We start from the raw sequence: 23311 nt of genomic DNA, 5'->3' as shown, positions 1-23311 counted from the left end.
ATGGGGTAAGGCTACTAGATCAAGAGATAAAGGAAACGAAAGCCATGAGCGAACAAGGCGGAGTACATAAGCTACTTTCTGCATCGGTCTGTATCTTGTTTTTACTGGTTTGCTGCCAGACGGCATATGCTGCGGAAGCGAATGATCCGCTCGGCTCCAAACAGTCGTATCTGCAGCAAATCCATGTGAACGAAGCGTGGGATGCGGCGCAAGGAAATACGAATATTATTATCGCTGTAGTGGATACGGGTGTTGACTTGACCCATCCCGACTTGGCACCGAACCTGGTCGCCGGGATGAACCTGATCTCCCCCGATCAGCCGCCTGAAGACAATAATGGGCATGGCACGAATGTAGCCGGTGTCATTGCTGCTGTCGGTAACAACGACAAGGGGGTTACCGGCGTCATGTGGCGGGCGCGGATCATGCCGATCAAGGCGCTGGAGGCGGACGGTTCCGGAGGGGAGCAGCGTTTGGGCGAGGGCATTCGCTATGCCGTGGATCATGGAGCGAAAATCGTCGTCTTGTCCCTGGGCCTCAACAAATATTCCGACTACATGAGCGAAGTTGTCCGCTATGCCGAGGAACGGGATGTGCTGCTCGTCGCGGCGACCGGGAATGAAGCGAATCGGATAAAATATCCGGCAGCCTATCCGACGGTATTGGCCGTCGGCGGCGTTACGTCCGGCAACGAGCCGGAGGAACGTTCGAATACCGGACTCGAGATGGACCTTGCAGCACCATGGGACGTATTTACAACCGCACTGGGCGGTTCATACGAATATATGGAAGGGACGTCGATGGCGGCTCCTCAGGTGGCGGCTGCTGCTGCACTGGCCTGGACCCGCAATCCGAGCCTAAAGGTTTACGAGATGCGACAGTGGCTTAGACAAACGGCTCAAAGCATTGAAACGCCTGGCTGGAATCCGAAGACCGGCTATGGGCTGCTGCGTGTCGACCGCTTGATGAAAGAGCCGTACATGTCCGATATGTACGAACCGAATAACCGCAAAAATCAAGCCAAAGCAATCTCGCCGAGCAAAGCGATCACCGCTTCCTTTTCCGACGGGACGGATATGGATTGGTATTATGTCGATGCGCCCTATGACGGAACGATCCAGCTGACGCTCGATATGGGCCGCAACCTTCCCGTATACGTGCAGCATACGGATGCGACGGGCTCGCTGACGAGCAAGACGGCGCACAGCGGCCAGACGATTCCGCTGAAGGTGACCAAGGGACGCAGCTATATCGTACTTCAATCGGCCGATGGCAGTCAGCGGGAAGAAGTCAGATACAGGCTGACGACTTCTTTTGAAATATACCGGGACATGTACGAAAGCAATGATAAGCAGTACCAAGCGTTCGTGCTTCCGCCGCAAAGCACCCGTCTGAAGGGAACCTTCCATCAATATAACGACGTCGATTGGTTCGAGTTCCCCGTACCGCAGACCGGCTCGCTGACGATCAAGGTCGCGACGGATACCGCGAGGATCGACCCGGTGCTGCTTGTGCAGAAGCAGGGGGAAAAATCGATTACCGTCGATAAAGCCGACGACGGGCTGCCGGAAACGGTGTTCCTGCCCGAAGTATTTCCCGGCAGCTACTATATCCGCGTAACGAACGTCAAGGATTACCAAAATCCGGTCGTTGGCGAATACACGCTCACGATCGATTACGATGCGAAGCTGATCGACCCGAATGAACCGAATAATCGCTGGTATCAGGCGACGGCTATCTCGTTCGACACCCCCTACTTCGGACTGCTGGATAAACCGGAGGACGTGGACTGGTATCATTTCCGGCTGGATGAGGAAAGTTTGGTGCAGATGCACTTAACCGACATCCCCTCTCCGGCGACGGTGTATATGAATTTGTACGACAGTGCAGTCAAACCGGTCGCAAGCTCGATGAACGACGCTTCTTCCGATTCGCAGCAATTATCCGGACGTTTTCAACCGGGAACTTATTATTTGAAGCTCGATACCAACAAAAACTTCGATCATCATATGTATCAGCTGAACATCATTGCCAAGCCTTTGACCGGAGGCTATACCGATATTCGCGGGCATTGGGCGCAGGAAGCGATCGTAGGTCTTACCTCGAAGCAAGTGATTGACGGCTATGAAGACTACACCTTCCAGCCGGACCGACCCATTACACGGGCGGAAGCGACGGCCGTATTGGACCGTGCTTTTCGTTGGAACAAGCAGAAGTCCGTCGCTTACACCGATCTGGATGAAGAGCATTGGGCCTACGGCCATATCGCCAGAGCGTCGCAAGCCGGGGTCATCGACGGCTACCCGGACCGTACGTTTGCGCCGGATCAGCCGGTAAGCCGGATGGAGATGACTGCCATGCTGGCGCGCAGCATGAACATGACGGGAAAGCGGAGAGGCGCGCTTCCTTTTACGGACGTGAGCGAGGACTACTGGGGCGTCGGCTTGTTGAAGCAGGTGAAGGCGGAAGGTTGGTTGTCCGGTTACGAGGACGGGACGTTCCGGCCGGATCAGCAGGCAACGCGCGGGGAGTTTGTCACGCTCTTATCGCATTTGTTAAAATGAGAAATGGAAAAATATGCTTGTTCGGCCGGAAGGTCTTGGTTGATGGCAGCCGGATGCGGGTAAGAAGCGATAGAACCGCGAAGCCGCATCGCGGGCTGCAATGAACCGGACGTTCCTTGCCGCAGCGAACAGCCGAAAGCGAGGATCAATTTATTGGATTACATAGATCAAGTGAATGCCTCCATGGGAATGAGCGGCCTGCTGAATATCGTCATCGTGCTCGTATTCATCGGGTTTTCGTGGTGGGTGCTGCAGGAGCTGAAGCTCGATGCGCTATTCAAGCGTCCGCGAAGCGCGCAAGCCAAATTGCTGCAAGTATTTTTGTCCGTAGCGCTGGGGTATCAGCTGGCGCGATTCGTGATCGATTACTTGTCGTGGTCGACGTGGCTGAAGGGAATGTTTTAATGCTTTTTCGAATAACTAAGGAGAATGTTGTCAACAATGGATAGTACAACCGTTGTAAAAACCGATAACGCTACGAATCATATCATGACCGGCCGAATCGCACCTGTCAGGCAATGTCATATTGTCGGCCGTGCGGTTCGATGCTACACTGGTAAAGGCAAAAAAGGAAACACGCGGAGGGGGATCATGATGAGCAAAATAATCGTCCGCGGCGGCAAGAAGCTATCCGGCAGGGTACGAATTCACGGCGCCAAGAACGCCGTACTGCCGATTATCGCAGCCTCTATATTAGGATCGGAAGGAGAAAGCGTCATTCACGACGCGCCTCCACTGGACGATGTCAACGTCATCAATCAAGTGCTTGAAAGTCTAGGAATCGAAGTTGAGTATAAAGATGAATCGATTCGCGTCAATGCCAAGCATGTTCGGACTTGCGAAGCGTCGTACGAATTGGTGCGGAAAATGCGGGCTTCCTTTCTCGTCATGGGGCCTTTGCTGACCCGCATGGGACACGCGAGAATATCGCTGCCCGGCGGCTGCGCGATTGGTACGCGGCCGATCGACCAGCATTTAAAAGGGTTCGAGGCGATGGGAGCGAATATCGAGCTCGGTCAAGGATATATTGAAGCGAGAGTCAGCGGCAAACTGAAAGGCGCCAAAATTTATTTGGACGTCGCCAGCGTAGGCGCGACCGAAAATATTATGATGGCAGCTACACTGGCCGAGGGGACGACGCTGATCGAGAACGCGGCCAAAGAGCCGGAAATCGTAGATTTGGCCAACTATTTGAACGCGATGGGCGCCAAAATTCGCGGTGCCGGCACCGGGCTGATCCGCATCGATGGGGTCGAATGGTTAACAGGTGCAGTACATACGGTCATTCCCGACCGGATCGAAGCGGGTACATATATGATTGCCGCAGCCATTACGCGCAGCGATTTGTTCATTGAAGGCGCGATTGCCGATCATTTGCGGCCGGTCATTTCCAAGATGCAGGAAATGGGCGTACAAATCAATGAGGACGAGAACGGACTGCGCGTGTATGCGGACCGTCCGCTTCGTGCGGTGGATGTGAAGACGCTGCCGTATCCCGGCTTTCCGACGGATATGCAGTCGCAGATGATGGCGCTGCTGCTTGTGGCGGAAGGGACCGGCATTGTTACTGAGACGGTGTTCGAGAACCGGTTCATGCATGTCGAGCAGATGGCGAATATGAATGCGCAAATCAAGGTCGACGGCCGTACTGCTGTGGTCAGCGGGGGCAATCGCCTGAGAGGAGCCAAAGTGTGCGCATCCGACTTGCGCGCGGGAGCCGCTCTGATCTTGGCGGCGCTTGCGGCCGAGGGAGACACCGAAATTACGGGGCTCCATCACATCGATCGCGGTTATGTGGACATCACCGAGAAGCTAGCGCAGCTGGGAGCCGATATTCAGCGGGTACCGCTGGAAGTCATCGAGCTCGAAGAAGAAGAGACGGCGCTTCCGCTGTTCGCGGTACAGCCCAGCCTAGCCTAAACCAAGCTCAATTCAAGAGAACCTACTCTTTCAATCTGAAGGAGCGGTTCTCTTTCTTTTTGTTCTATCCTATCTTTTGTCCTCATAAGATGATGTTACTTGGGTGAAGATGGAGGACGAAGTGGCGATGAAGCACAGGCTGCATGTAAATTTGTCTCGCAAATGGAATCCGAAGCAAAAAGCTTGGATTCGCTGGGTCGCCGTTTGGTTCGCTAGTTTTATGGCTGTCGTGATCGTCGTGCCGGGACTGCTTGTTCGCACCCTGCCCGGGCAAGAGTCGGCGCTGCATCGATCCCGCCCTGCTGATATTCCGGCCGCCGGTGATACGGGGGAGATCGCGACCGTGCCGGTCTATTTGGACAAAGAGAAGAAGACGGTTCGTCTTGGCCTGGAGGCGTACGTCCGGGGCGTCGTCGCCGCCGAAATGCCGATCGAGTTCGAGCTGGAGGCACTCAAGGCACAGGCGATGGCCGCGCGCACGTATATTGTCCGCCGTCTGCTGGACGGGGACAAAACGAATGTGCCGTCATCGTCGGAAGCGCTCGTGACCGATACGACCGCGCACCAGGTATTTGTCTCCGACGAGGAGCTGAAATCGCGATGGAGCAGCGAGGCATACCAGGCCAATATGGACAAGCTGAATCGCGCTGTCGGGGAGACGAAGGATCTGATCCTGACATACCAAGGCGTACCGATTGAGGCGAGCTTTTTCTCTACCAGCAACGGATATACGGAAAATTCGGAAGACTACTGGAATCAGTCGATTCCGTATCTGCGGAGCGTGGCCAGCCCTTGGGATGCGTCCCTCTCGCCGAAGTACAAAGAGACCGTTTCTTTCAAGCCCCAGGAGCTACAGCGAAAGTTGGGTCTTCCGAGCGCGGTTCCGGCATCGTCTGGCGGTGCGAACGGATTCAGGATCATAGAGAAGAGCAAGGGACAGCGGATCAAGAAGCTGACGGTCAGCGGCAAGACGTTCTCGGGGCGGGAAGTAAGAGAGAAACTGGGGCTCAATTCGAGCCAGTTCCAATGGGCGTTCAAAGACGGAGAGTGGAACATTACGACATTCGGGTACGGTCACGGGGTCGGCATGAGCCAGTGGGGTGCCAACGGTATGGCCAAGGAAGGCCGCACAGCGGAGCAAATTGTGACCTATTATTACACCGGCATCCAGGTGGATAAGGCTTCAAATCTATTGAAAGGGAAAAGTTTCTAAAAGTAGGTTTTCCCGCGTATAAATCTCGTTAACCTGGCAACACTGGTTAGCGAGGTGATATAATATGAATGAACAAAAAAGAGATTTGCAAGATCAAGAAGCTCCTAAATCGACCGAAGGAGCGCAAAGCGGTTCGTCATCCTGGAAGAGATTGCTTGCCAAGAAGTGGGTTTTCCCGGCAACGTACATGGCAGCAGCGGCAATCATTTTAACGTTAATGTGGGTGTATCAGGGTGCGGGTACATCGAAGCTTGACACAAGTGTCGGCGTCGATTCTAGCAAATCCGGTACGGTCACAGGCAACGTTTCCGGACCTGACGCTGTAGCAACGAATGCAAAGCAAGAAACGATGCAATGGCCTGTCAAAGAACACAGCGAGTTTGATGTGATTTTGCCGTATTTCGACAGCAAGGCTTCCAACGAAGTCAGACAAGCCGCCATGGTGGAATATGGCGACACGTTCACGCCTCATATGGGTATGGATTTTGCAAGACCTGACAATCAAGCGTTTGACGTGCAAGCCGTCATGAGCGGTAAAGTAACGACTGTGGAGAAAAACCCGGTCGTCGGCAACCTGGTGGAAATCACGCATTCCAACGGACTTGTCTCCGTCTACCAGAGTTTGGCTGAAGTGAAGGTGGTCAAGGACGCAGACGTGACGAAGGGCGACGTCATCGCGAAAGCGGGACGCAACGAGCTGGAGAAAGATCAGGGCGTGCACCTGCACTTCGAGCTTCGTCAAGGCCAAGGCGGCCAGGCGGTCAACCCGGAGCAATACCTCGGGGAACAATAAAATTCGAATAGCATAAGCGAAAAGCAGGGAGGCTTCCCTGCTTTTTTTATTTGCCGCCATAGCTTGTCCGATGCATTCTGGAGAGAAATGATGCGAAAAGCGCAACTTGTCCGCGAAAATAAATGGCTTCCCGGGCTTGTCAGCAAGGCGAAACAAAGAATATAAGTCCACACCCCTCATATAATGTACCAAACTAACTCGAGTAGGGAGGCGAGGGGAGTGCACGATTACATCAAAGAGCGAACCATTAAGATCGGCCGCTGCCTGGTGGAGACCAAGCATACGGTTCGCACCATTGCGAAGGAATTCGGTGTCTCGAAAAGTACGGTGCACAAGGATCTAACGGAACGGCTGCCGGAAATTAATCCGGAGCTGGCGAATCAGGTAAAGCACATTCTGGAATATCATAAGTCAATTCGTCACCTGCGCGGAGGTGAGGCGACCAAGATTAAATACCGCAAAACCCGCAGCCCGAAATCGCAGGAGAAGCTGGTCACCGTTAAATAAGCATCCGGTTTTCCCGTCGTACCGTGAGCAGCGCGTTTGCTGGATTGCAGCGCGCCCTGACGGTACGTTCCCTATTCCCCGCAGAGCCGCCGGAATCATGCGGCATTTGTCGAATGATATGCGCTAAAAAAGAGGAATTTGCGATTTTATGGCGAATTCATGTAAATAACGTATATAATAGTAATGCCGCTTCTTTTTTGAGGCCGGACGGTTGCTTTAGGGAGGATTCGTTAGATGTTAAGCAAGGATATCGGCATAGATCTGGGGACCGCAAACGTCCTGATTCATGTGAAAGGCCGTGGTGTCGTTCTGGATGAGCCGTCTGTGGTCGCGATTGAGAGCGATACGAAGCGGGTGCTTGCCGTCGGAGAGGAAGCGCGCCGCATGGTTGGCCGGACGCCGGGCAACATTATCGCGATCCGCCCGCTGAAGGATGGCGTGATCGCGGACTTTGAAATTACCGAAATGATGCTGAAATATTTTATTAATAAAGTTGGAGGCCGGAAGTGGTACAGTCATCCGCGCATTCTTATTTGTGCGCCGACGAACATTACTTCCGTCGAGCAGAAGGCGATACGGGAAGCTGCGGAGCGCAGCGGGGCTCGAGAGGTGTTTTTGGAGGAGGAGCCGAAAGCGGCTGCGATCGGCGCCGGCATGGATATATTCCAGCCTAGCGGAAACATGGTAGTGGATATCGGCGGAGGGACGACCGATGTTGCCGTGTTGTCGATGGGCGACATCGTGACCTCCTCTTCCATTAAAATCGCCGGGGACAAGTTTGACTCCGCGATCATGAAATATATCAAAAGCAAATACAAGCTGCTGATCGGAGAGCGGACAAGCGAGGATATCAAGGTGCGCATCGGTACGGTGCACCCTGAGTTGAAGATGGAGACGATGGATATCCGCGGCAGAGATATGGTGAGCGGATTGCCGCTGACGATTACCATCGATTCGCAAGAAATTCAAGAAGCGCTGTGGGAGCCGGTATCGAACATCGTAACTGCGGCCAAGAGCGTGCTGGAGCGGACCCCTCCGGAGCTGTCGGCCGATATTATTGACCGGGGCGTTATTTTGACAGGCGGAGGCGCCATGCTGCATGGAATCGACCAACTGCTGGCGGACGAGCTGAGGGTGCCGATCTTGATTGCCGAGGACCCGATGCATTGCGTTGTGAAGGGCACCGGAATCATGCTCGACAATTTGGACAAAGTGTCGAAGCGCAAATTTTAAGGAGGCGCAGCCCCCATGTTAAGAGGTCTGTATACCGCAGCTTCCGGCATGATTGCCCAGCAGCGTAAGCATGATATCGTAACGAACAATATCGCCAACCTGAATACGCCCGGCTTCAAGGGCGGCACAGGGATTAACCGTTCCTTTCCTGAGGTGCTGATTTCCCGCGTCAGAAACGGAAAGGACGAGCCCGGGGCCGTATCCGTCGGCCGGATCAACACCGGTGTTATGGCGGAGGAGAACGTATCGCTGAATGCCCAGGGGGATATTCGGGAAACGAGCAACCCGTTTGACTTTGCGCTCATTTCCAATATTCAGGTGCCGGGAGCCCGGTTCGATAGCACGGGCAAATATGTGGATGAGAATGGGACCCGTGTCATTCAGCCGCAGGCATTTTTTACGATCATGAATGCGGCGGGAGAGCAGCGCTATTCGCTGAACGGTAAATTTTCGGTCGATGCGAACGGTCAACTGATCGATCAGGAAGGACATCAGGTGATGGACCGGGATCTTCAGCCGATCGTTCTCGTCGACCCTGCGAACAATACGCCGGTCACCAACTTTCGCATCAGCCGGACAGGCCAATTCACGAATGCCGACGGAGAACCGCTGCTCGGAGCGGGGGGCCAGCCGATGAGTCTGCTGATCACCCGGGTAGAGGACCCGAACCTGCTCATTCGGGAAGGCAACGGCTTGTACCGGCTTCCGGAGGAAGACCAGGGGGCGATTCGGCCGATCGACGATCAGGATCAGGTTGAGGTGCGCCAAGGGTATATCGAGCGGTCCAATGTGGATACGGGCCAGTCGATGGTCGAGATGATGTCGGCCTTGCGCGCATACGAAGCGAATCAGAAGATGATCCAATACTATGATAAAAGCATGGAGAAGGCGGTCAACGAAATCGGCCGCATTTAATTGATTGATCAGGAGGATTCCGTGTGAACCACTCGATGATTAACTCGTCCGTATCGATGCATGCGCTCCAGCAAAAAATCGATTTGATGGCGAACAATGTTGCGAACGTCAATACGACCGGGTTTAAACGGAGCGAGGCTTCGTTCCAAGACGTACTAACGAGCATCAAGTCGCAGCCTAGCGGATTTCAGAAGGAAGGCCGCTTGACGCCGCTTGGATATAACCACGGATGGGGCGCTAAGCTGGCGGCGCCGCAGTTGAACATGGCGCAAGGGTCGTTGAAAGCGACGGACAGTCCACTGGATTTGGCGCTGGAAGGCAACGGTTTGTTCGAAATCTCCGTCACGTCCCGCGATGCGAACAATGAGCCGGTGCAGACGACGCGTTGGACGCGGGACGGGTCGTTTGAATTGTCGCCGTCCGCCGATCTTCGGGATCCGGACAGCCTGTTCCTAACGACCAAAGACGGCCACTACGTACTCGGTACGGACAACGAGCCGATTCGGATTCCGAAGAACCATTCCGTCCAAATCGGTACGGACGGCACCGTTCTAGCCTACGATGAGGCCGATAAAACGCTGCCTCCGGAGCAGGTCGGCGAGCTGAAGCTCGTTCGCGTCGTCCGCCCGCAGCTGCTGCAGCAGATTGGCGACAACTTGTACGCGCTGCCCTCGGACCTGAACTTGCAGCAGCAGGAAGCTATATTGCAAACCGTGACGCCGGATAACAACGATGTCGACCCGATTACCGTGAGGCAAGGGTTTATCGAGCAATCGAACGTAAATCTCTCGGACGAGATGACGGAGCTGTTGACAGTGCAGCGAGCGTTCCAGCTCAATTCCAGAGCGATCAGTTCATCGGATACGATGATGAATTTGGCGAACAATTTGAGGGCATAACGGCTGTGTTGTGTTGACGGCAAGGCTGCATCGATGCGCGGAAGCGGCTGCTGAAGTGAACGGCTGCTCCTGCGTTTCTACACGGCAGCGGTTGCAGCAGGAGGTTGGAGCTTTGAGCAAAAAACCAAAGAAGACGCCGGCAAGCCGAAAAGGATGGGTGAAGGCGATTCGAATGACGATCAAATGGACTTGGATTCCCGTGACATGCGCTGCCGCCCTGGCTGCCGGGCTTGCTATCGGTTATGTCTATATCGGAAAGCAGAGCATGGACGATGTGTTTGAAATTTCCACATGGCGTCATCTGTTCGATCTTGTTTTTTCCAATACTTAACATGGGGCTCCCGCTGGGGAGTTTTATTTTTTTCCTGATAACGGTATAATGTATGGATGGGAACGGATTACATAAACGCGGCAAGTCAAGTCTGTCGGCCGTTTACAAGGGGGATCGAATGTGTGGAATTTGCCCAATATCCTGACCCTGTGCCGCTTTTTGCTCATACCGGTGTATTTGATTATCTTTGGGGCCGGGTATCCGAAAGTGGCTTTTTTTGTACTGCTTGCCGCAGGCTTAACGGATGTGCTGGACGGCTATATTGCGCGGAAGCGAAAGCTGGTTACGCAGCTGGGCAGCATGCTGGATCCGCTTGCAGACAAATCCATGATGATCGCCGTCATTTTGTCGCTCGTATTGTCCCAGATGATCTCTTGGCAAGCCGCGGCCGCGATGTTTTTACGGGATGCGGGAATGATTGCGGGATCGGCATTTTTCCACTTTCGCGGTAAAATGACCGTGCCGGCGAATGCGCTGGGCAAGTTAACGACGGTACTCTATTATGTATCAATCCTTCTGGTCGTGTTCCAGCTCCCCTATGCCGCTGCTTACTTATGGTTTGTCATCGCCGTTTCGTTTATTGCTTCCATGATCTATATCGTGCAGTTCCACTCGCTCAATCGGGATCAGGCGGCGACCGAGCAAACTAAAGGAGACAACCGGCCGCATATGTAGCGCAAAGGCTGCATCTTCGTCACATCCATGCATAGCTTTCATTAGCTGAACCATTCTGATGTATTTTCAACCCGAATGTATTTTCATCGAAAGGCTTCGATTTATAGCTTTTCTTCATAAAAAGAGCTTATGTTCGGGCCTGCCTTGCTTGTAGCAAGCGTGAACATAAGCTCCCTTATATCAAACCTTCACTACTGCAGATCATGAAGGGACAGTTGTTAGTGTAGGTTAACGCTATCGGTTTTATTCCATCTCCCATACAAGGAAGGAGCATCCGCGTTGTTAGATGCCGTACAAATTCAAGAAATTATTCCGCACCGCTACCCGTTTTTGCTGATCGATCGGATCACGGAGGTGGAGCCGGGGATCCGCGCAACCGGAATCAAATGCGTGACAATGAACGAGCCCTTTTTTACAGGGCATTTCCCGGGTTATCCGGTCATGCCGGGCGTATTAATCGTTGAAGCGCTCGCTCAGGTAGGTTCGGTGGCGATGCTCATGGTCGAAGCGAACCGGGGCAAGCTCGGATTTTTTGCAGGGATTGATAACTTCAGATTTCGCGGGCAAGTCACCCCGGGCGATGTGCTTACGCTCTCGGTTGAGATTACCCGGTTGAAAGGACCGATCGGCAAAGGACAAGCGACGGCGAAAGTAGGGGACAAGGTCGTGGCTGAAGGGGAATTGATGTTCGCTTTGAGCGATAGAGAGAAGAGCGAATCGTAAGCAAGCGAGTTCGCAAATAACGCCAGACCGGCAAAACCACATGGGCGAGGAGTTGGAGAAATGAATTTGCAATCGCGAGTACAGGAACAGTATCAACTTTGGCTGCAAGATCCGGCCATCGATGAAGCAACCAAGCAGGAGCTGCAAGGCATAGCCGATCAACCGAAAGAGGTGGAAGACCGCTTTTATCGCGATTTGGAGTTCGGAACGGGGGGCCTTCGCGGGGTAATCGGAGCGGGGACGAACCGTATTAACGCATATACCGTGGCGCGGGCTACACAAGGGTTGGCGCAATATTTGCTGCGCTCGGGCAAGCCGTCGCTTTCTGCCGTTATCGCGTACGATTCCCGCAACCAGTCTCCGGAATTTGCTCTGGAAACGGCAAAGGTGCTTGCAGGCAACGGGATAAAGGCTTATGTATTCGAATCGCTTCGTCCGACGCCAGAGCTGTCGTTTGCGGTACGGTATTTGAAAGCAGACGCGGGCATTGTCGTAACGGCGAGCCATAATCCGCCCGAATATAACGGCTACAAAGTGTATGGCGGCGACGGCGGGCAGCTGGTGCCGGATCAGGCGGAGCAAGTAATAGCCGAAATTCAGAACGTGCAGTCGTTCTCCGACGTGAAGCGGAGCTTGCGGGCTGATGCAGAAGCGAAAGGATTGCTTCAATGGATCGGCAAAGAAATCGACGCGGAATACATCGAAGCGGTAACGGCGGTAAGCCGCAACCGGGAACTGGTCCGCCGGATGAGCGACGATTTCCGTATCATCTTCACTCCGCTGCATGGTGCGGGCAACTTGTCCGTTCGGGCGGCGCTCGACGCGATCGGCTTCAGCCAAGTTGATGTCGTGGCGGAGCAGGAACTGCCGGATGCCAAGTTTTCGACGGTCAAATCGCCGAATCCGGAAGAACGGGAGGCATTTGCGCTGGCGATCGCGCTGGCGAAGCAAACGGATGCCGATATCATCATTGGGACAGACCCGGACTGCGACCGGATGGGAGCTGTGGTCAAAGACGCTAACGGCGAATATTTCGTGCTGACAGGCAACCAGTCGGGCGCGATCATGGTCGATTACTTGCTCGGCAGCATGAAGGAGCAGGGCGAGCTTCCAGACAACGGGGTTGTCGTCAAGACGATCGTAACGAGCGAAATGGGAGCCGTCATTGCCGAGCACTACGGGGCAAGTGTGATCAATACGCTGACTGGGTTTAAATACATAGGGGAAAAAATGACGCAGTTCGAACAAACAGGCGAGTTGCAGTTTTTGTTCGGCTACGAGGAGAGCTACGGCTACCTGGCCGGCGGCTATGCGCGAGACAAAGACGCCGTTATCGCGTCGATGCTTATTTGCGAGGCGGCGGCGTATTACAAGAGCCAGGGGAAGACGCTCTACGACGTCTTGCAGGAGCTGTATGAGCGCCATGGCTATTTCTTAGAGAAGCTGGAGTCCCGTACCCTGAAGGGGAAGGACGGCGTGGAGAAGATCCAAGGCATTATGCAGGATTGGCGCAATCATCCGCCAGTGGAGCTGAACGGTCTTCGTGTGACCAAAGTGGAGGATTTCTCTCAAGGGCTATACGGCCTGCCTACGGAAAACGTATTGAAATACACGCTGGAGGATGACTCCTGGTTTTGCCTTAGACCGTCTGGCACAGAACCGAAAATCAAGGTGTATTTTGCAGTGCGAGGCGGCTCCGCGCAGGAAGCATCGAATGCGATCGGACTCTTGGTGGAAAAGGTTATGTCCCGCGTAGATCAACATCAATAAGCTTAGGAGCTGACAGCTTTGAGCATGTATAGCAAGTGGAATAAATTGCTGTTGAAGGGACTGTGGTGGCTGGTCATTCTTGGCATGCTGGCCGCTATCCCCGTTGCTTACGAACGGCATCTTTCCGAACAAAGCAGCCGCAAAGTCGAGTTTGTATTTGATTATCGCGATTTGCTTGAAATTTCGGATACGCAAACAGACCCGCGGCGATTTGTGACCGAACAGCTGCAGCAAATGAAGAAACACGGGATCGGGTCGGTAGCTGTATACGAATCGACGCTCAATGAACTGAAGCTGAGCCGCCGAATCGAGCTGTTCTCCTCCCATGAGGCGACGGCACTGACACAGACGCCGATCTCCGCGAACGAAAACTTTACGTATCTGATATTTGCAGAGAAAGATTCGGAGCAGCAGCTGCTGCCGCTCATTAACCAAACGTTTAATTCTTTGAACGTGAAAACGCGCCCGTGGAGCTATAAAAACCAGCCTGGGCTCATTATTGAGATGGCGATGGAGCAGGCGATGCTTCGCACGATGGACCCGGACCCGATCACGATGCAAATGCTGAAGGATCAAGGCTTCGGCATCGTCGTGCGCATGTCCAACCGCAGACCGTTTATCGCTTCCCAAATGGATACGCTGCTCGGTCATCTGCATAATATGGGCGTTTCACGCTTTATTATCGACGGCGCAACCGTGCCCGGCTTTACAAGCGAGAAGGATACGAGCAAGCTGGAAGAAATGGCGGAGCTGATGGAAAAGCATCACATCGGACTGGCTAACATCGAGCTGCAGAAGGTGCAGCAAAAAGGCTTTAATACGCTTGCCAAGCGAACCCATTATAATGTAGTTCGACTGCATTCCTTCACGGAAACGGACGGGCAGAAGCTGACGGAGAACTTGACCGAAGAGGAGCTTCGCGAACGAGTTCAAGGCGTGGCGGACCGCTTCGTGCTCGCCGTGAAGGATCGCAACATACGGATGGTATTTTTGAACGCAAGAGCGGTGAAGAACGTCGACAAGGGCGTCATTCTCCATCCGCTTGATGCGATTTACGATTCGCTCGATGGGCCGGATGGCGCCATTCCGCGGATCAAGGACGCGGGCTTTGTGCTGGGGACTGCTCATGAGTTCGACTATGTGCATTCCGGTTGGCAGAACGTAGCGAAAGGCCTGCTCTGGCTTGGAGCAATCGCCTTGATCGCGCTGACGATATCGTATTTTATTCCTGAAATTACGCTTGCGGCGTTCGTGCTCGGTCTGCTTGGATCAGCCGGCCTTCTGGTGTTGAATTCAGGTCTGTTCGGCAAGGTGCTCGCACTCGGCGCCGGAACGTGCGCGCCTTCGCTAGCAATCATGTACGCGCTGCGTGCAGGAAAAAGAAAGCTGGAGCGGCCGACGGGATCGAAGCTCGGGTTCTCGTTGTCGCTGCTCATTCGCACATCGCTCATTTCCGTTACCGGCATTTTGTTCATCGTCGGCCTGCTGAATCAGATTCATTACATGTATGTGCTGGATCAATTCCGCGGCGTCAGCGTGCTGCATCTTGCACCGATTGCGATCGTGGCCGTGTATTGGCTGCTCTTTACCGAGAAGATGTCCTACGGCGACCGAATTGCGCGGGCTCGGCAAATATTGGCGTCCCATATCAGCGTGCTGTGGGTCATTGCCGCGGCTGTCATTGCGGCTGCAGGATTCTACTACTTATCCCGTACAGGAAATGAAGGACAAGCGTCGGCGTTTGAACGTTACTTCCGTTCGTTCCTGGAAAACACGCTCGGTGTTCGTCCGCGCACGAAGGAGTTTCTTATTTCGCATCCGCTGTTTTTGCTAGGAGGCTACATGGCCTTTAAGTATCGCAGCGCGCTCATTTTGCTGTTGGTCGGTGTCATCGGACAAGCGTCGATCGTAGACACGTTCGCGCACCTGCACACGCCGCTCGTCATTTCTTCGATTCGGGTCGTGTACGGTCTCGTATTCGGTACGTTGATCGGGCTGGTGTTGATCGCCGTTTGGGAAATTGTTTCAAGGAGTTGGCAGCGATGGGTACCCCGGCTAAAAGAATCGTAATATCGGGCTATTACGGCTTCAATAACAGCGGCGACGAAGCGGTGCTGCAATCGATATTGCTGGCGCTGCAAGAGCAAGGAGAACGGCAGGGCGTACTATTCGTCCCTGTCGTTCTGTCCGTCACTCCAGGTGAGACGAGCCGGACGTACGGCGTCGAGTCTGTACACCGGATGAAGCCGGGCGAAGTATGGGCTGCTCTGCGAGGGGCGGATGGATTGATCAGCGGCGGCGGAAGCTTGCTGCAAGATGAAACCGGCTGGAAAACGATTCCGTATTATTTGGCCGTCATTCGTCTGGCCCAGTGGCTGAACAAGCCGGTATTTATTTACTCCCAGGGGATTGGCCCCGTGAACAGACCGATGTTTCACGGATGGGTCCGATCCGCGTTTCAGCGGTGTACGTATATCACTGTGCGCGACGAGGAATCGAAGGCGTTGCTTACGCGCACGGGACTGTCCGCAGATCGCGTTCAGGTCGTGCCCGACCCGGTCATGGGCATGCCGCTCCGCAGCCGACCGCCGCAAAACCGTGAGGACGGATCGAACTGTATCATTGGCGTATCCGTCCGTTTCTGGAGAACGGACCGCGCCGAGCTGCATGCGATTGCGCAAGCATTGCGTACGATATTGGACGAAACGGAAGCGCATGTTCGGTTTCTTCCGTTTCATCTGCCCTCGGATCAAGAGGCCTCGCTGTATGTGCTTGGCCAAATCGGGGGAAACTACGAGCATCGCATCTCACTTGCCGACGGGATCGTCCATCCGCAAGATATGCTCGCCGAGGTAGCGGAGTGCCGTCTCTTAATCGGGATGCGCCTGCACTCGCTGATCTATGCGGCTAGCCAGTTTGTTCCGATGGTAGGCGTTTCTTACGATCCCAAAATCGATCAGTTTCTGAACCGGCTGGATATGAAAGCGGCGACGTCGACGCAATCGGCGAGCGCGGCCGATATCGCCGAGCACTCGCTTGCATTGCTGGCGAACGGTAAAGCGTGGAAAGAAGATAAGCATCCCGCGATCGAGCGGTTAAAAAACGAAGCGCAGCGTCCTGCGGCGTTGATCGCTTCATTTTATGCCAAAGGACGGGATTGAACATGAGTTTTCCGACTGTGACGATATTCGGTGTACCGATTTCGAAAATGAATATGAATCAAACCGTCGATTACTTGGCGCAAGCCATCGACAAGCGCCAGCCGCATCAAGTGATTACGGCCAACCCGATCATGGTCATGAGTGCGCTGCAAGATCCGGCATATATGCGAATGATGAAGCAAGCAGAGCTGATCGTGCCGGATGGTGCGGGCGTCGTATGGGCAGCGGGGTATGTCGGTAACCCGGTGCAGGAGAGAGTGGCCGGGTACGATTTGCTGCAGGAGCTAATGAAGGCCGGGCAGCGGCGCGGCTGGCGCGTTTATATGGTCGGTGCCTCGTCCGAGGTGATCGAAGCCGCGGCGAACCGCTTGAAGCAGCTATATCCCGAGCTGAAGCTTGTCGGTTTCAGGGACGGATTTTTTGGTGAAAAAGAAGACAGCGATGTGATCCGCGCCATTCGTGAAGCGAAGCCGGATATATTGCTGGTGGGCCGATCGGCGGCGACACAGGAACCGTGGATCGCGCAGTATAAAGAACAGCTTGGCGTACCGGTTATGATGGGTACAGGTGGCAGCTTCGATGTATTATCGGGAAAGCTGAAACGCGCGCCGCTGTTGTTCCAAAAGCTGCGGCTGGAATGGTTTTATCGGCTTCTGCAGGAGCCTTGGCGTTATAAAAGAATGCTTGTTTTGCCGAAATTCGCAATGAAAGTCATCCGTGAAAAAGAGAATGTGCAGAAACCTTGACAAGAGCTGTGAAACAACCTGAAAATCGCCCAAATTGCAAAAAAATCGCGATGGTATTTCTGCAATCTTCGGAGTATAATCGTAGTGTTTGGGGGTTCTCATAGAAAAAAGGGGCTGTGAAATTACACATGAACTTGTTATACGGAATCGGCTTTGCTGCTGCATTGCTTATTGCGCTGCTGATGACACCTTTGGTGAAGCGCTTTGCTTTCTGGGTCGGGGCCGTTGATGCGCCGAACCATCGCAAAGTACATAGCCGCATTATGCCTCGCCTTGGTGGATTGGCTATTTTCATCGCGTTTGTCGGTGCTTTTTTCATCGTTTCACCCGCGATGGATACATTAAAAATGGATGTCGTCTTCGGTTTGCTGGTCGGAGGAACGATCATCGTTCTGATCGGGGCACTTGACGACCGTTTCGACTTATCTCCGAAGATTAAGCTGTTAGGGCAAATTTTGGCCGCGTGCGTTGTCGTCTACTCCGGGGTCGTAATCGACTTGGTCAACGTGCCTTTTGGCGACGGTGTCGTATCGCTGACCTGGCTAGCTGTACCGCTTACGATATTTTGGATTGTCGGTGTCACGAATGCAATTAATTTGATCGACGGATTGGACGGCCTTTCTGCCGGCGTGTCCGGGATCGCCACAACGACCATATTGGTTCTTGCTTTAATGATGGGAAATACAACGGTTGTTTTGCTCTGTATCGTGCTTCTTGGAAGTATCGCCGGCTTCTTGTTTTACAACTTTCATCCGGCTAAAATTTTTATGGGGGACTCCGGGGCATTGTTTCTCGGCTTTTGCCTTGCAACGCTGTCGGTGCTCGGCTTTAAACAAGCGACGGTCGTATCGCTGCTTGTTCCGATCATGATCCTGGGCGTACCGTTGTCCGATACGTTTTTTGCCATTATGCGGCGATGGGTGAACAACCTGCCGATTTCGGCCGCCGACAAAAACCATCTTCACCATTGCTTGCTCGGTATGGGCTTCAGTCACCGGACGACCGTATTGATCATTTATGCTGTTGCTGCGGTGTTTGGCTGCTGTGCTGTGCTTCTATCATACATTTCCGAGCAGCAGGCGCTGTGGGGTGCGATCATTCTGATCGCTGTGCTGTTGTTGGTTCTTGTGCTCGGTGCGGAAGCGATCGGAATCATAAGCAAAACAAAAAAGCCTGTGCTGCATTTCATAAATAAAGTACGCGTCAAGACGGCGCAGCTGAGCACGCGTTCCCGCATGTCCAAATGATCGGGGAGCGCACGGAACAGAACGCCCGATTTATGAATAATACGAGGTATTATAATAGATCTTCCTTGAGATTCCTGGCCTTCTTCATGGGCTAGGTTTTTTTATTTCTTCTATTATATATAGCAGGAATGACGAAGTCTTCGGCGCGGCCCGATCGCTTTGAGTGTCTGATCATCCCTCCGGCGGTAAACCAGCATGGTCGTATGAACTAGCGACCTAAGCATTAGCCTCGATTTTTGTCCTCAACTCCTAAATATTTCAACTTCAAAAGCCGATAAAATAAGTACACTATTTTTTTGCATGATTTGTAGGTTAGCGATGCAGATACAGAGCTAAGGGAGGTCATTTTAGAATCATCAGGTTGAATACGCAGGATCATGCATAATATATTTTCTCACAAGAAGGAGGAACGCATCTTGAATCGAGCATGCAACAAGTACATAAGCGGATTATTGATCATGACGATGCTGATCTCGCTGTTGCTGCCTGTTACCGCGATGGGAGCCGGGACATCGGCGTTGAAAGTGAAAGGCTATAGCACGAATGCGGGGAGCCCTTCGACGGTAACGAGCGAGTATGTGAACATTACCGTAGAAACGGAAAACATCGACGACTCGCAAATCGGATCGATTTATTATGAAATTCAAAATATATCGGTCGGCGGCGAACCCGCAGAAGTGACCACCATTAAAGGGGTGAAAGTGTCCACCTCGGAAGTCGTCTTCAACGGCGTTAAATTGACGACGGGTACGAACAAGATTACCTTTATTATGGGTGACATTAGCAAATACACAGCTCCGCCGATTTATGTCATTTTTACGCCGGCGACAACCATTTCGGATTTGAGATTTAACGATGAGTTGATGACTGACGGCAATATTTATCCGAAAGATCCGTCGCAAACGACTTATAAAATTACGGGGATGGCTCCTAACGCCAAGTACGTGCAAGGATACTTGGCAGGACAAGCCAACCCGGTCACAGCGTATCGCAACACCAATGGTGCATTTACGTTTATTCCGAATCGAACGGACTTTGTCATGCAGGGCGGAGACAACTATTTGAAAATAGTCGCCAGCAATGACACGATTACCAACTCGATGGAGACGAGATTTGTTTTTAATAACGGTGAGCCTTATTTATACGAAGCGCAGCTGGTAGAAAACGCGGTAACGCAAAATTTGGTCGACAAGACGCCTGCGCGCGTCGGGAGCAAAAGCGTTGACTTGCAAGGAAAGCTGAAGGTTGATTTGACAGCCGGTTCCTCTACGGTAACGAAGTATGTTTATGCGGATCTTCAACTGGTGCAGGGAGGATCGCGAAGAGTTTACTTCGATGTAGCGCCGCCCCCCGGCGATCCGACGGGGATCCAGCTCAATGCCGTTGGCACGGCCAGCACCTATAAATTATATGATCTAGCGCCAGTTGGCTTATCGACGCTGTCGATGCCGGACGATCGCAATCAGTCGCTCGTTATTACGTTTTATACAAGAAGCGGCTTGATCGGCGCACCTCCGAAGCAGACGTTTGAGTTTGAATATTTTAACACTAACGAGCCTTATATTTCGTCCGTTAGCCGCGTGGTGGGTAAGGATGCCAACGATGCGAATATCGAAGTGGCTTTGAATCCGAACGGCAACAATGAGCTCAGCGAGCTTCCGGTCGAACTCATTATCGCGACTTCGAAATTTAGCAATAACGACACGGTGAAAGTAACGGCCGGCGGGAAGCAATTTACGGCAACTTTAGTTCCAGGCGCGACAAACTATGACAAATGGACAGTGAAGCTGGACGGTATTCGCGACGGAATTACGGATTTGGAAGTTATCCCTGTCAAAGGCGGTGTCGAGCAAAGTATCGGTAAGCTGACCATCCCGCTTGTCGTTACCAGTACACCATACGTGATTCCGATCAGCTTTTACAACGGGATGGTCATTAAAGATGCCACGTTGGATAATCCAAAGTGTACGGTAACCGCGAGTGGAACACTACCTTGTATCGAAGCAAAGATTATGAATTTACCGGCTTCCGAGTACGGCAATGTCGAAGTGATTGTCAACGATCGGATGACAATATTGAATACTTCATCTACTTCGTCGGATTTTAGAGACCCGAACAATCCGTCCATATTCATGATCGATTTGGATCCCACTTCAGCACGGTGGAGTCCACAAGTACCTAACGCTAACGCTGACAGCAGCCACCTGAAGCAGGGCCGAAACACCATCAAGATCAACTTGAAGATGAACAATGCGATCGTAACGACCGTACAATACGAAATTTTTTATTTTACAATACCGACACCAAGCTTTACGGAGATTAATCCGGTTCCGTTGGAAAAGTTCGTAAAAGCCCAAACTCCGGACAAATATGTAACGAATTCGACGACCGTTTCGTTTGCGGGTGCTTTTTTAAGATCGGAGACGGTCAAGCTGACCGTGCGGGAAAAAGATAGTACAGGCAAAGCGGTTGTGACGACCGACACACGCCAATCTTCTAACAGTTACGCCTATCCATCATCGCCGGATAAAGACCAAAAAAATTACTTGAGAATATCAGGTGCAAGCAGTGGCGCTGATGCAAGCTTTACGACGGCGGAGTTCACGCTGCCGTACCGCGGCGACGTCGTCTTCGAATTTGCCGTTTCGAACAAAAGCGGCGTCACAGAAATTCGCACACTCACGATTAGCCGTGAGCCAGTACCTTACGATATTATTTACCCTGAAAGGGTTAAAGATGCTAAAGGCGAAGAACTGGCGATTGTGAACGGAAACTTTGTCGATATCCGCATTTCCGCTGAGAATGCCACGAGCATTCAGTTCGGTAAGGATATGGTGTCTCCGGAACTCGACCTGTCGGATAACAAACCTTACTTCAACTATCGTTACGAAGGCTTGAAGTCGGGCAAAACGACGATCAAGTTCACAGTGTTCCGCGGCACTGAAAAGACGAACGGCAGCTTTATTGTCAATAACGTAAATACATCTGTAGAGGGTGCGCAATGGCTGGAAGTGCTGAAAAACAGCTATAAGCTGTTCGAAGGTGATTTTCAGCTTACGTTCCCGAAAGATACGAAGCTGATGCGCAACGACCCGACGGCACAATATCAGTATCTCACGAGCGACCGTAAATTATTTTTCGGCATTGCGAATGTGCAAGATGGCCGGGTCAATAAAAGCTATGCGTCGGACGCAACGGCATCATTCTTTTTGAAAGACCCGGAGAACAAGTTCAGACCGGCCAGCAAACTGTATTGGATTAACGGCGGCTTTATCGGACAAGATGATTACTTGGATAACGATAAGCTGCAGCAAGCGTTGACGGGCTCCGGACGCGATCCGTACAATGTTGAAACGACGGCCAGCAATGTGAAGTTTTATCAGAAGCAGAATGAGGCCGAACTACGCAATATGGTTGTACCAACCAAGCGCGGCGAGCTTACCTTGAAATACGATCAGAGCATTCGTGCAGACGCTTGGAAATACGTTACCGTATACCAAATGGACATTTACGAAAACCATAATGGCATAACGACGATCGCTTGGAAAAACATCGGTGGCGTGGTCGACAAAAACAAAAATACGATTACGGTGCCGATTGATCACTTTGGCTACTTCCAGGTGATGTACATGTACGACAGCTTTGACGATATTACCTCGCATGCTTGGGGACGAGATATCCTCGAGACGATGTATTCCAAAGGATACATGCGGAACGAGCTGCAAGGTCTTTTCGTACCGAATAAAGACATCAGCCGCGGCGAGTTCACGACCATTCTCGTGAAGGCCTTCGATATTCCGCTCAATTACAGCGGAACTGGGACGTTCAACGATGTGCAGCGCTATAACTCGTTTGCTAACCCGTTGTACGATTATAAGTATATCGAGACGGCGGCGCGCGTAGGTATCGTGCGCGGAACAGAAGGCGGCAGGTTCCGTCCGGAAGATAGCATTACGCGGCAGGATGCGGCGGTCATGATCGCACGTGCGGCCGAACTGAAACTGAACGCAGACTCCGCCAAAGTGGATGCGAACCTCAATAAGCTGTTTACCGATGCAGGTAACATTGATACGTACGCCAAGGCTTCTGTGGAGGCGACTGCGAAGGAAGGCTATATTGAGGGCATCGAGAACGTGCTGCTCAGCGGTCAGAAAAACAAAACCTATCGATTCGATCCGACGGAGAGCTTCTCGAGAGTTCAAGCCGCGGCAGTATTGGAACGCATATTGAAAAAGCAAAAAAAGCTTCCTAAATAAAGACGATGAAACCGCCGATCTCTACGGAGACGGCGGTTTCTGTTATGATCGCCATCTGGAAAATACTAATGGATGACGATGCGGATAGATCGTTGTATACTAAGTTTCGTAAGCGAGTGTTATATCAGATTGATAGACGAAATGATATACGATTCGCTGAAACAGAGCGCAAAGCTCCTCGAAAAAAACAAAAAAAGTTTTTTTCAAAGAGCGCAACTTTTTAAAAAGCTCTGCGTTTAATGTTATGAAACAGAAACAAAAGCAAGCGAAAGAGCTGAATACACTGGGTAATTTTCTCAAAATTAGCTCTTTACCTTGCATGCATGTCAGTGTATAATGTTAAATGGCATGCAAGTCT

At 52.4% G+C, this 23311-nt stretch carries 18 protein-coding genes; all 18 read left to right on the top strand.

Annotation, left to right across the window (positions count from 1 at the left end):
- The first annotated feature begins 44 nt into the window (after nt 1-44).
- The 18 genes from KXG62_RS17560 to KXG62_RS17475 all read left to right on the top strand — a co-directional run bounded on the left by KXG62_RS17560 (nt 45) and on the right by KXG62_RS17475 (nt 22953).
- Nucleotides 45-2564 carry a S8 family peptidase gene (locus KXG62_RS17560; protein ID WP_218093291.1) on the top strand — a complete coding sequence of 840 codons (2520 nt, stop codon included), beginning with the start codon at nt 45-47 and terminating at the stop codon, nt 2562-2564.
- Nucleotides 2565-2717: 153 nt separating this feature from the next.
- Complete coding sequence (locus KXG62_RS17555) at nt 2718-2969, top strand: DUF1146 family protein (protein ID WP_218093290.1); 252 nt, start codon at nt 2718-2720, stop codon at nt 2967-2969.
- A 189-nt stretch (nt 2970-3158) separates the two neighbouring features.
- Nucleotides 3159-4484 carry a UDP-N-acetylglucosamine 1-carboxyvinyltransferase gene (gene murA, locus KXG62_RS17550; RefSeq protein ID WP_218093336.1) on the top strand — a complete coding sequence of 442 codons (1326 nt, stop codon included), beginning with the start codon at nt 3159-3161 and terminating at the stop codon, nt 4482-4484.
- A 109-nt stretch (nt 4485-4593) separates the two neighbouring features.
- Nucleotides 4594-5697, top strand: coding sequence for a stage II sporulation protein D (spoIID, locus tag KXG62_RS17545; RefSeq protein ID WP_246627503.1), 1104 nt, complete (start codon nt 4594-4596; stop codon nt 5695-5697).
- A gap of 64 nt (nt 5698-5761) precedes the next feature.
- Nucleotides 5762-6490: a M23 family metallopeptidase gene (locus KXG62_RS17540; protein WP_218093289.1), complete on the top strand. Its 729-nt coding sequence runs from the start codon at nt 5762-5764 to the stop codon at nt 6488-6490.
- Nucleotides 6491-6709: 219 nt separating this feature from the next.
- On the top strand, nt 6710-6997 hold the full coding sequence (gene spoIIID, locus KXG62_RS17535) for a sporulation transcriptional regulator SpoIIID (RefSeq protein WP_144847675.1): 288 nt from the start codon (nt 6710-6712) through the stop codon (nt 6995-6997).
- A 234-nt stretch (nt 6998-7231) separates the two neighbouring features.
- Nucleotides 7232-8230, top strand: coding sequence for a rod shape-determining protein (gene mreB, locus KXG62_RS17530; RefSeq protein WP_218093288.1), 999 nt, complete (start codon nt 7232-7234; stop codon nt 8228-8230).
- Between the two features lie 15 nt (nt 8231-8245).
- A complete protein-coding gene (locus KXG62_RS17525; protein ID WP_218093287.1) occupies nt 8246-9145 on the top strand; it encodes a flagellar hook-basal body protein in 900 nt (299 codons plus the stop codon).
- Nucleotides 9146-9168: 23 nt separating this feature from the next.
- Complete coding sequence (locus tag KXG62_RS17520; RefSeq protein ID WP_218093286.1) at nt 9169-10044, top strand: flagellar hook-basal body protein; 876 nt, start codon at nt 9169-9171, stop codon at nt 10042-10044.
- 112 nt (nt 10045-10156) lie between these two features.
- Complete coding sequence (locus KXG62_RS17515) at nt 10157-10375, top strand: DNA-directed RNA polymerase subunit beta (RefSeq protein ID WP_246627499.1); 219 nt, start codon at nt 10157-10159, stop codon at nt 10373-10375.
- A 120-nt stretch (nt 10376-10495) separates the two neighbouring features.
- The gene (locus KXG62_RS17510) at nt 10496-11050 is read left to right on the top strand and encodes a CDP-alcohol phosphatidyltransferase family protein (protein WP_218093285.1); all 555 of its coding nucleotides are present in this window, start codon (nt 10496-10498) and stop codon (nt 11048-11050) included.
- 279 nt (nt 11051-11329) lie between these two features.
- Nucleotides 11330-11773, top strand: a complete 444-nt coding sequence (gene fabZ / locus KXG62_RS17505) for a 3-hydroxyacyl-ACP dehydratase FabZ (RefSeq protein WP_218093284.1) — start codon at nt 11330-11332, stop codon at nt 11771-11773.
- A gap of 60 nt (nt 11774-11833) precedes the next feature.
- Entirely contained in the window at nt 11834-13543 is a 1710-nt protein-coding gene (locus KXG62_RS17500) for a phospho-sugar mutase (protein WP_218093283.1), read from the top strand.
- Nucleotides 13544-13567: 24 nt separating this feature from the next.
- Nucleotides 13568-15613 (top strand): DUF5693 family protein, encoded by a 2046-nt coding sequence (locus KXG62_RS17495; RefSeq protein ID WP_218093333.1) that lies wholly within the window; start codon nt 13568-13570, stop codon nt 15611-15613.
- Nucleotides 15586-16704: a polysaccharide pyruvyl transferase CsaB gene (csaB, locus tag KXG62_RS17490; protein ID WP_218093282.1), complete on the top strand. Its 1119-nt coding sequence runs from the start codon at nt 15586-15588 to the stop codon at nt 16702-16704. The genes KXG62_RS17495 and csaB overlap by 28 nt, the downstream gene beginning before the upstream one ends.
- 2 nt (nt 16705-16706) lie before the next feature.
- Entirely contained in the window at nt 16707-17450 is a 744-nt protein-coding gene (locus KXG62_RS17485) for a WecB/TagA/CpsF family glycosyltransferase (RefSeq protein WP_218093281.1), read from the top strand.
- Nucleotides 17451-17578: 128 nt separating this feature from the next.
- Entirely contained in the window at nt 17579-18697 is a 1119-nt protein-coding gene (locus tag KXG62_RS17480; protein WP_218093280.1) for an MraY family glycosyltransferase, read from the top strand.
- Between the two features lie 416 nt (nt 18698-19113).
- Nucleotides 19114-22953, top strand: a complete 3840-nt coding sequence (locus KXG62_RS17475) for an S-layer homology domain-containing protein (protein ID WP_218093279.1) — start codon at nt 19114-19116, stop codon at nt 22951-22953.
- Nucleotides 22954-23311: the final 358 nt, after the last annotated feature.

Source organism: Paenibacillus solanacearum (assembly GCF_910593845.1).
Classification (GTDB): Bacteria; Bacillota; Bacilli; order Paenibacillales; family NBRC-103111; genus Paenibacillus_G; species Paenibacillus_G solanacearum.
Note: the sequence above shows the minus strand (reverse complement) of the source record. Positions and strands in the feature narration are given on the sequence as shown.

Bases quoted from the DNA above. Each gene is read 5' to 3' on its own strand.
- KXG62_RS17495 (WP_218093333.1), top strand. From the start codon at position 13,568: ATGTATAGCAAGTGGAATAAATTGCTGTTGAAGGGACTGTGGTGGCTG.
- KXG62_RS17485 (WP_218093281.1), top strand. From the start codon at position 16,707: ATGAGTTTTCCGACTGTGACGATATTCGGTGTACCGATTTCGAAAATG.
- spoIID (WP_246627503.1), top strand. From the start codon at position 4,594: ATGGAGGACGAAGTGGCGATGAAGCACAGGCTGCATGTAAATTTGTCT.
- murA (WP_218093336.1), top strand. From the start codon at position 3,159: ATGAGCAAAATAATCGTCCGCGGCGGCAAGAAGCTATCCGGCAGGGTA.
- KXG62_RS17500 (WP_218093283.1), top strand. From the start codon at position 11,834: ATGAATTTGCAATCGCGAGTACAGGAACAGTATCAACTTTGGCTGCAA.
- mreB (WP_218093288.1), top strand. From the start codon at position 7,232: ATGTTAAGCAAGGATATCGGCATAGATCTGGGGACCGCAAACGTCCTG.
- KXG62_RS17480 (WP_218093280.1), top strand. From the start codon at position 17,579: ATGAACTTGTTATACGGAATCGGCTTTGCTGCTGCATTGCTTATTGCG.
- KXG62_RS17540 (WP_218093289.1), top strand. From the start codon at position 5,762: ATGAATGAACAAAAAAGAGATTTGCAAGATCAAGAAGCTCCTAAATCG.
- csaB (WP_218093282.1), top strand. From the start codon at position 15,586: ATGGGTACCCCGGCTAAAAGAATCGTAATATCGGGCTATTACGGCTTC.
- KXG62_RS17525 (WP_218093287.1), top strand. From the start codon at position 8,246: ATGTTAAGAGGTCTGTATACCGCAGCTTCCGGCATGATTGCCCAGCAG.
- KXG62_RS17560 (WP_218093291.1), top strand. From the start codon at position 45: ATGAGCGAACAAGGCGGAGTACATAAGCTACTTTCTGCATCGGTCTGT.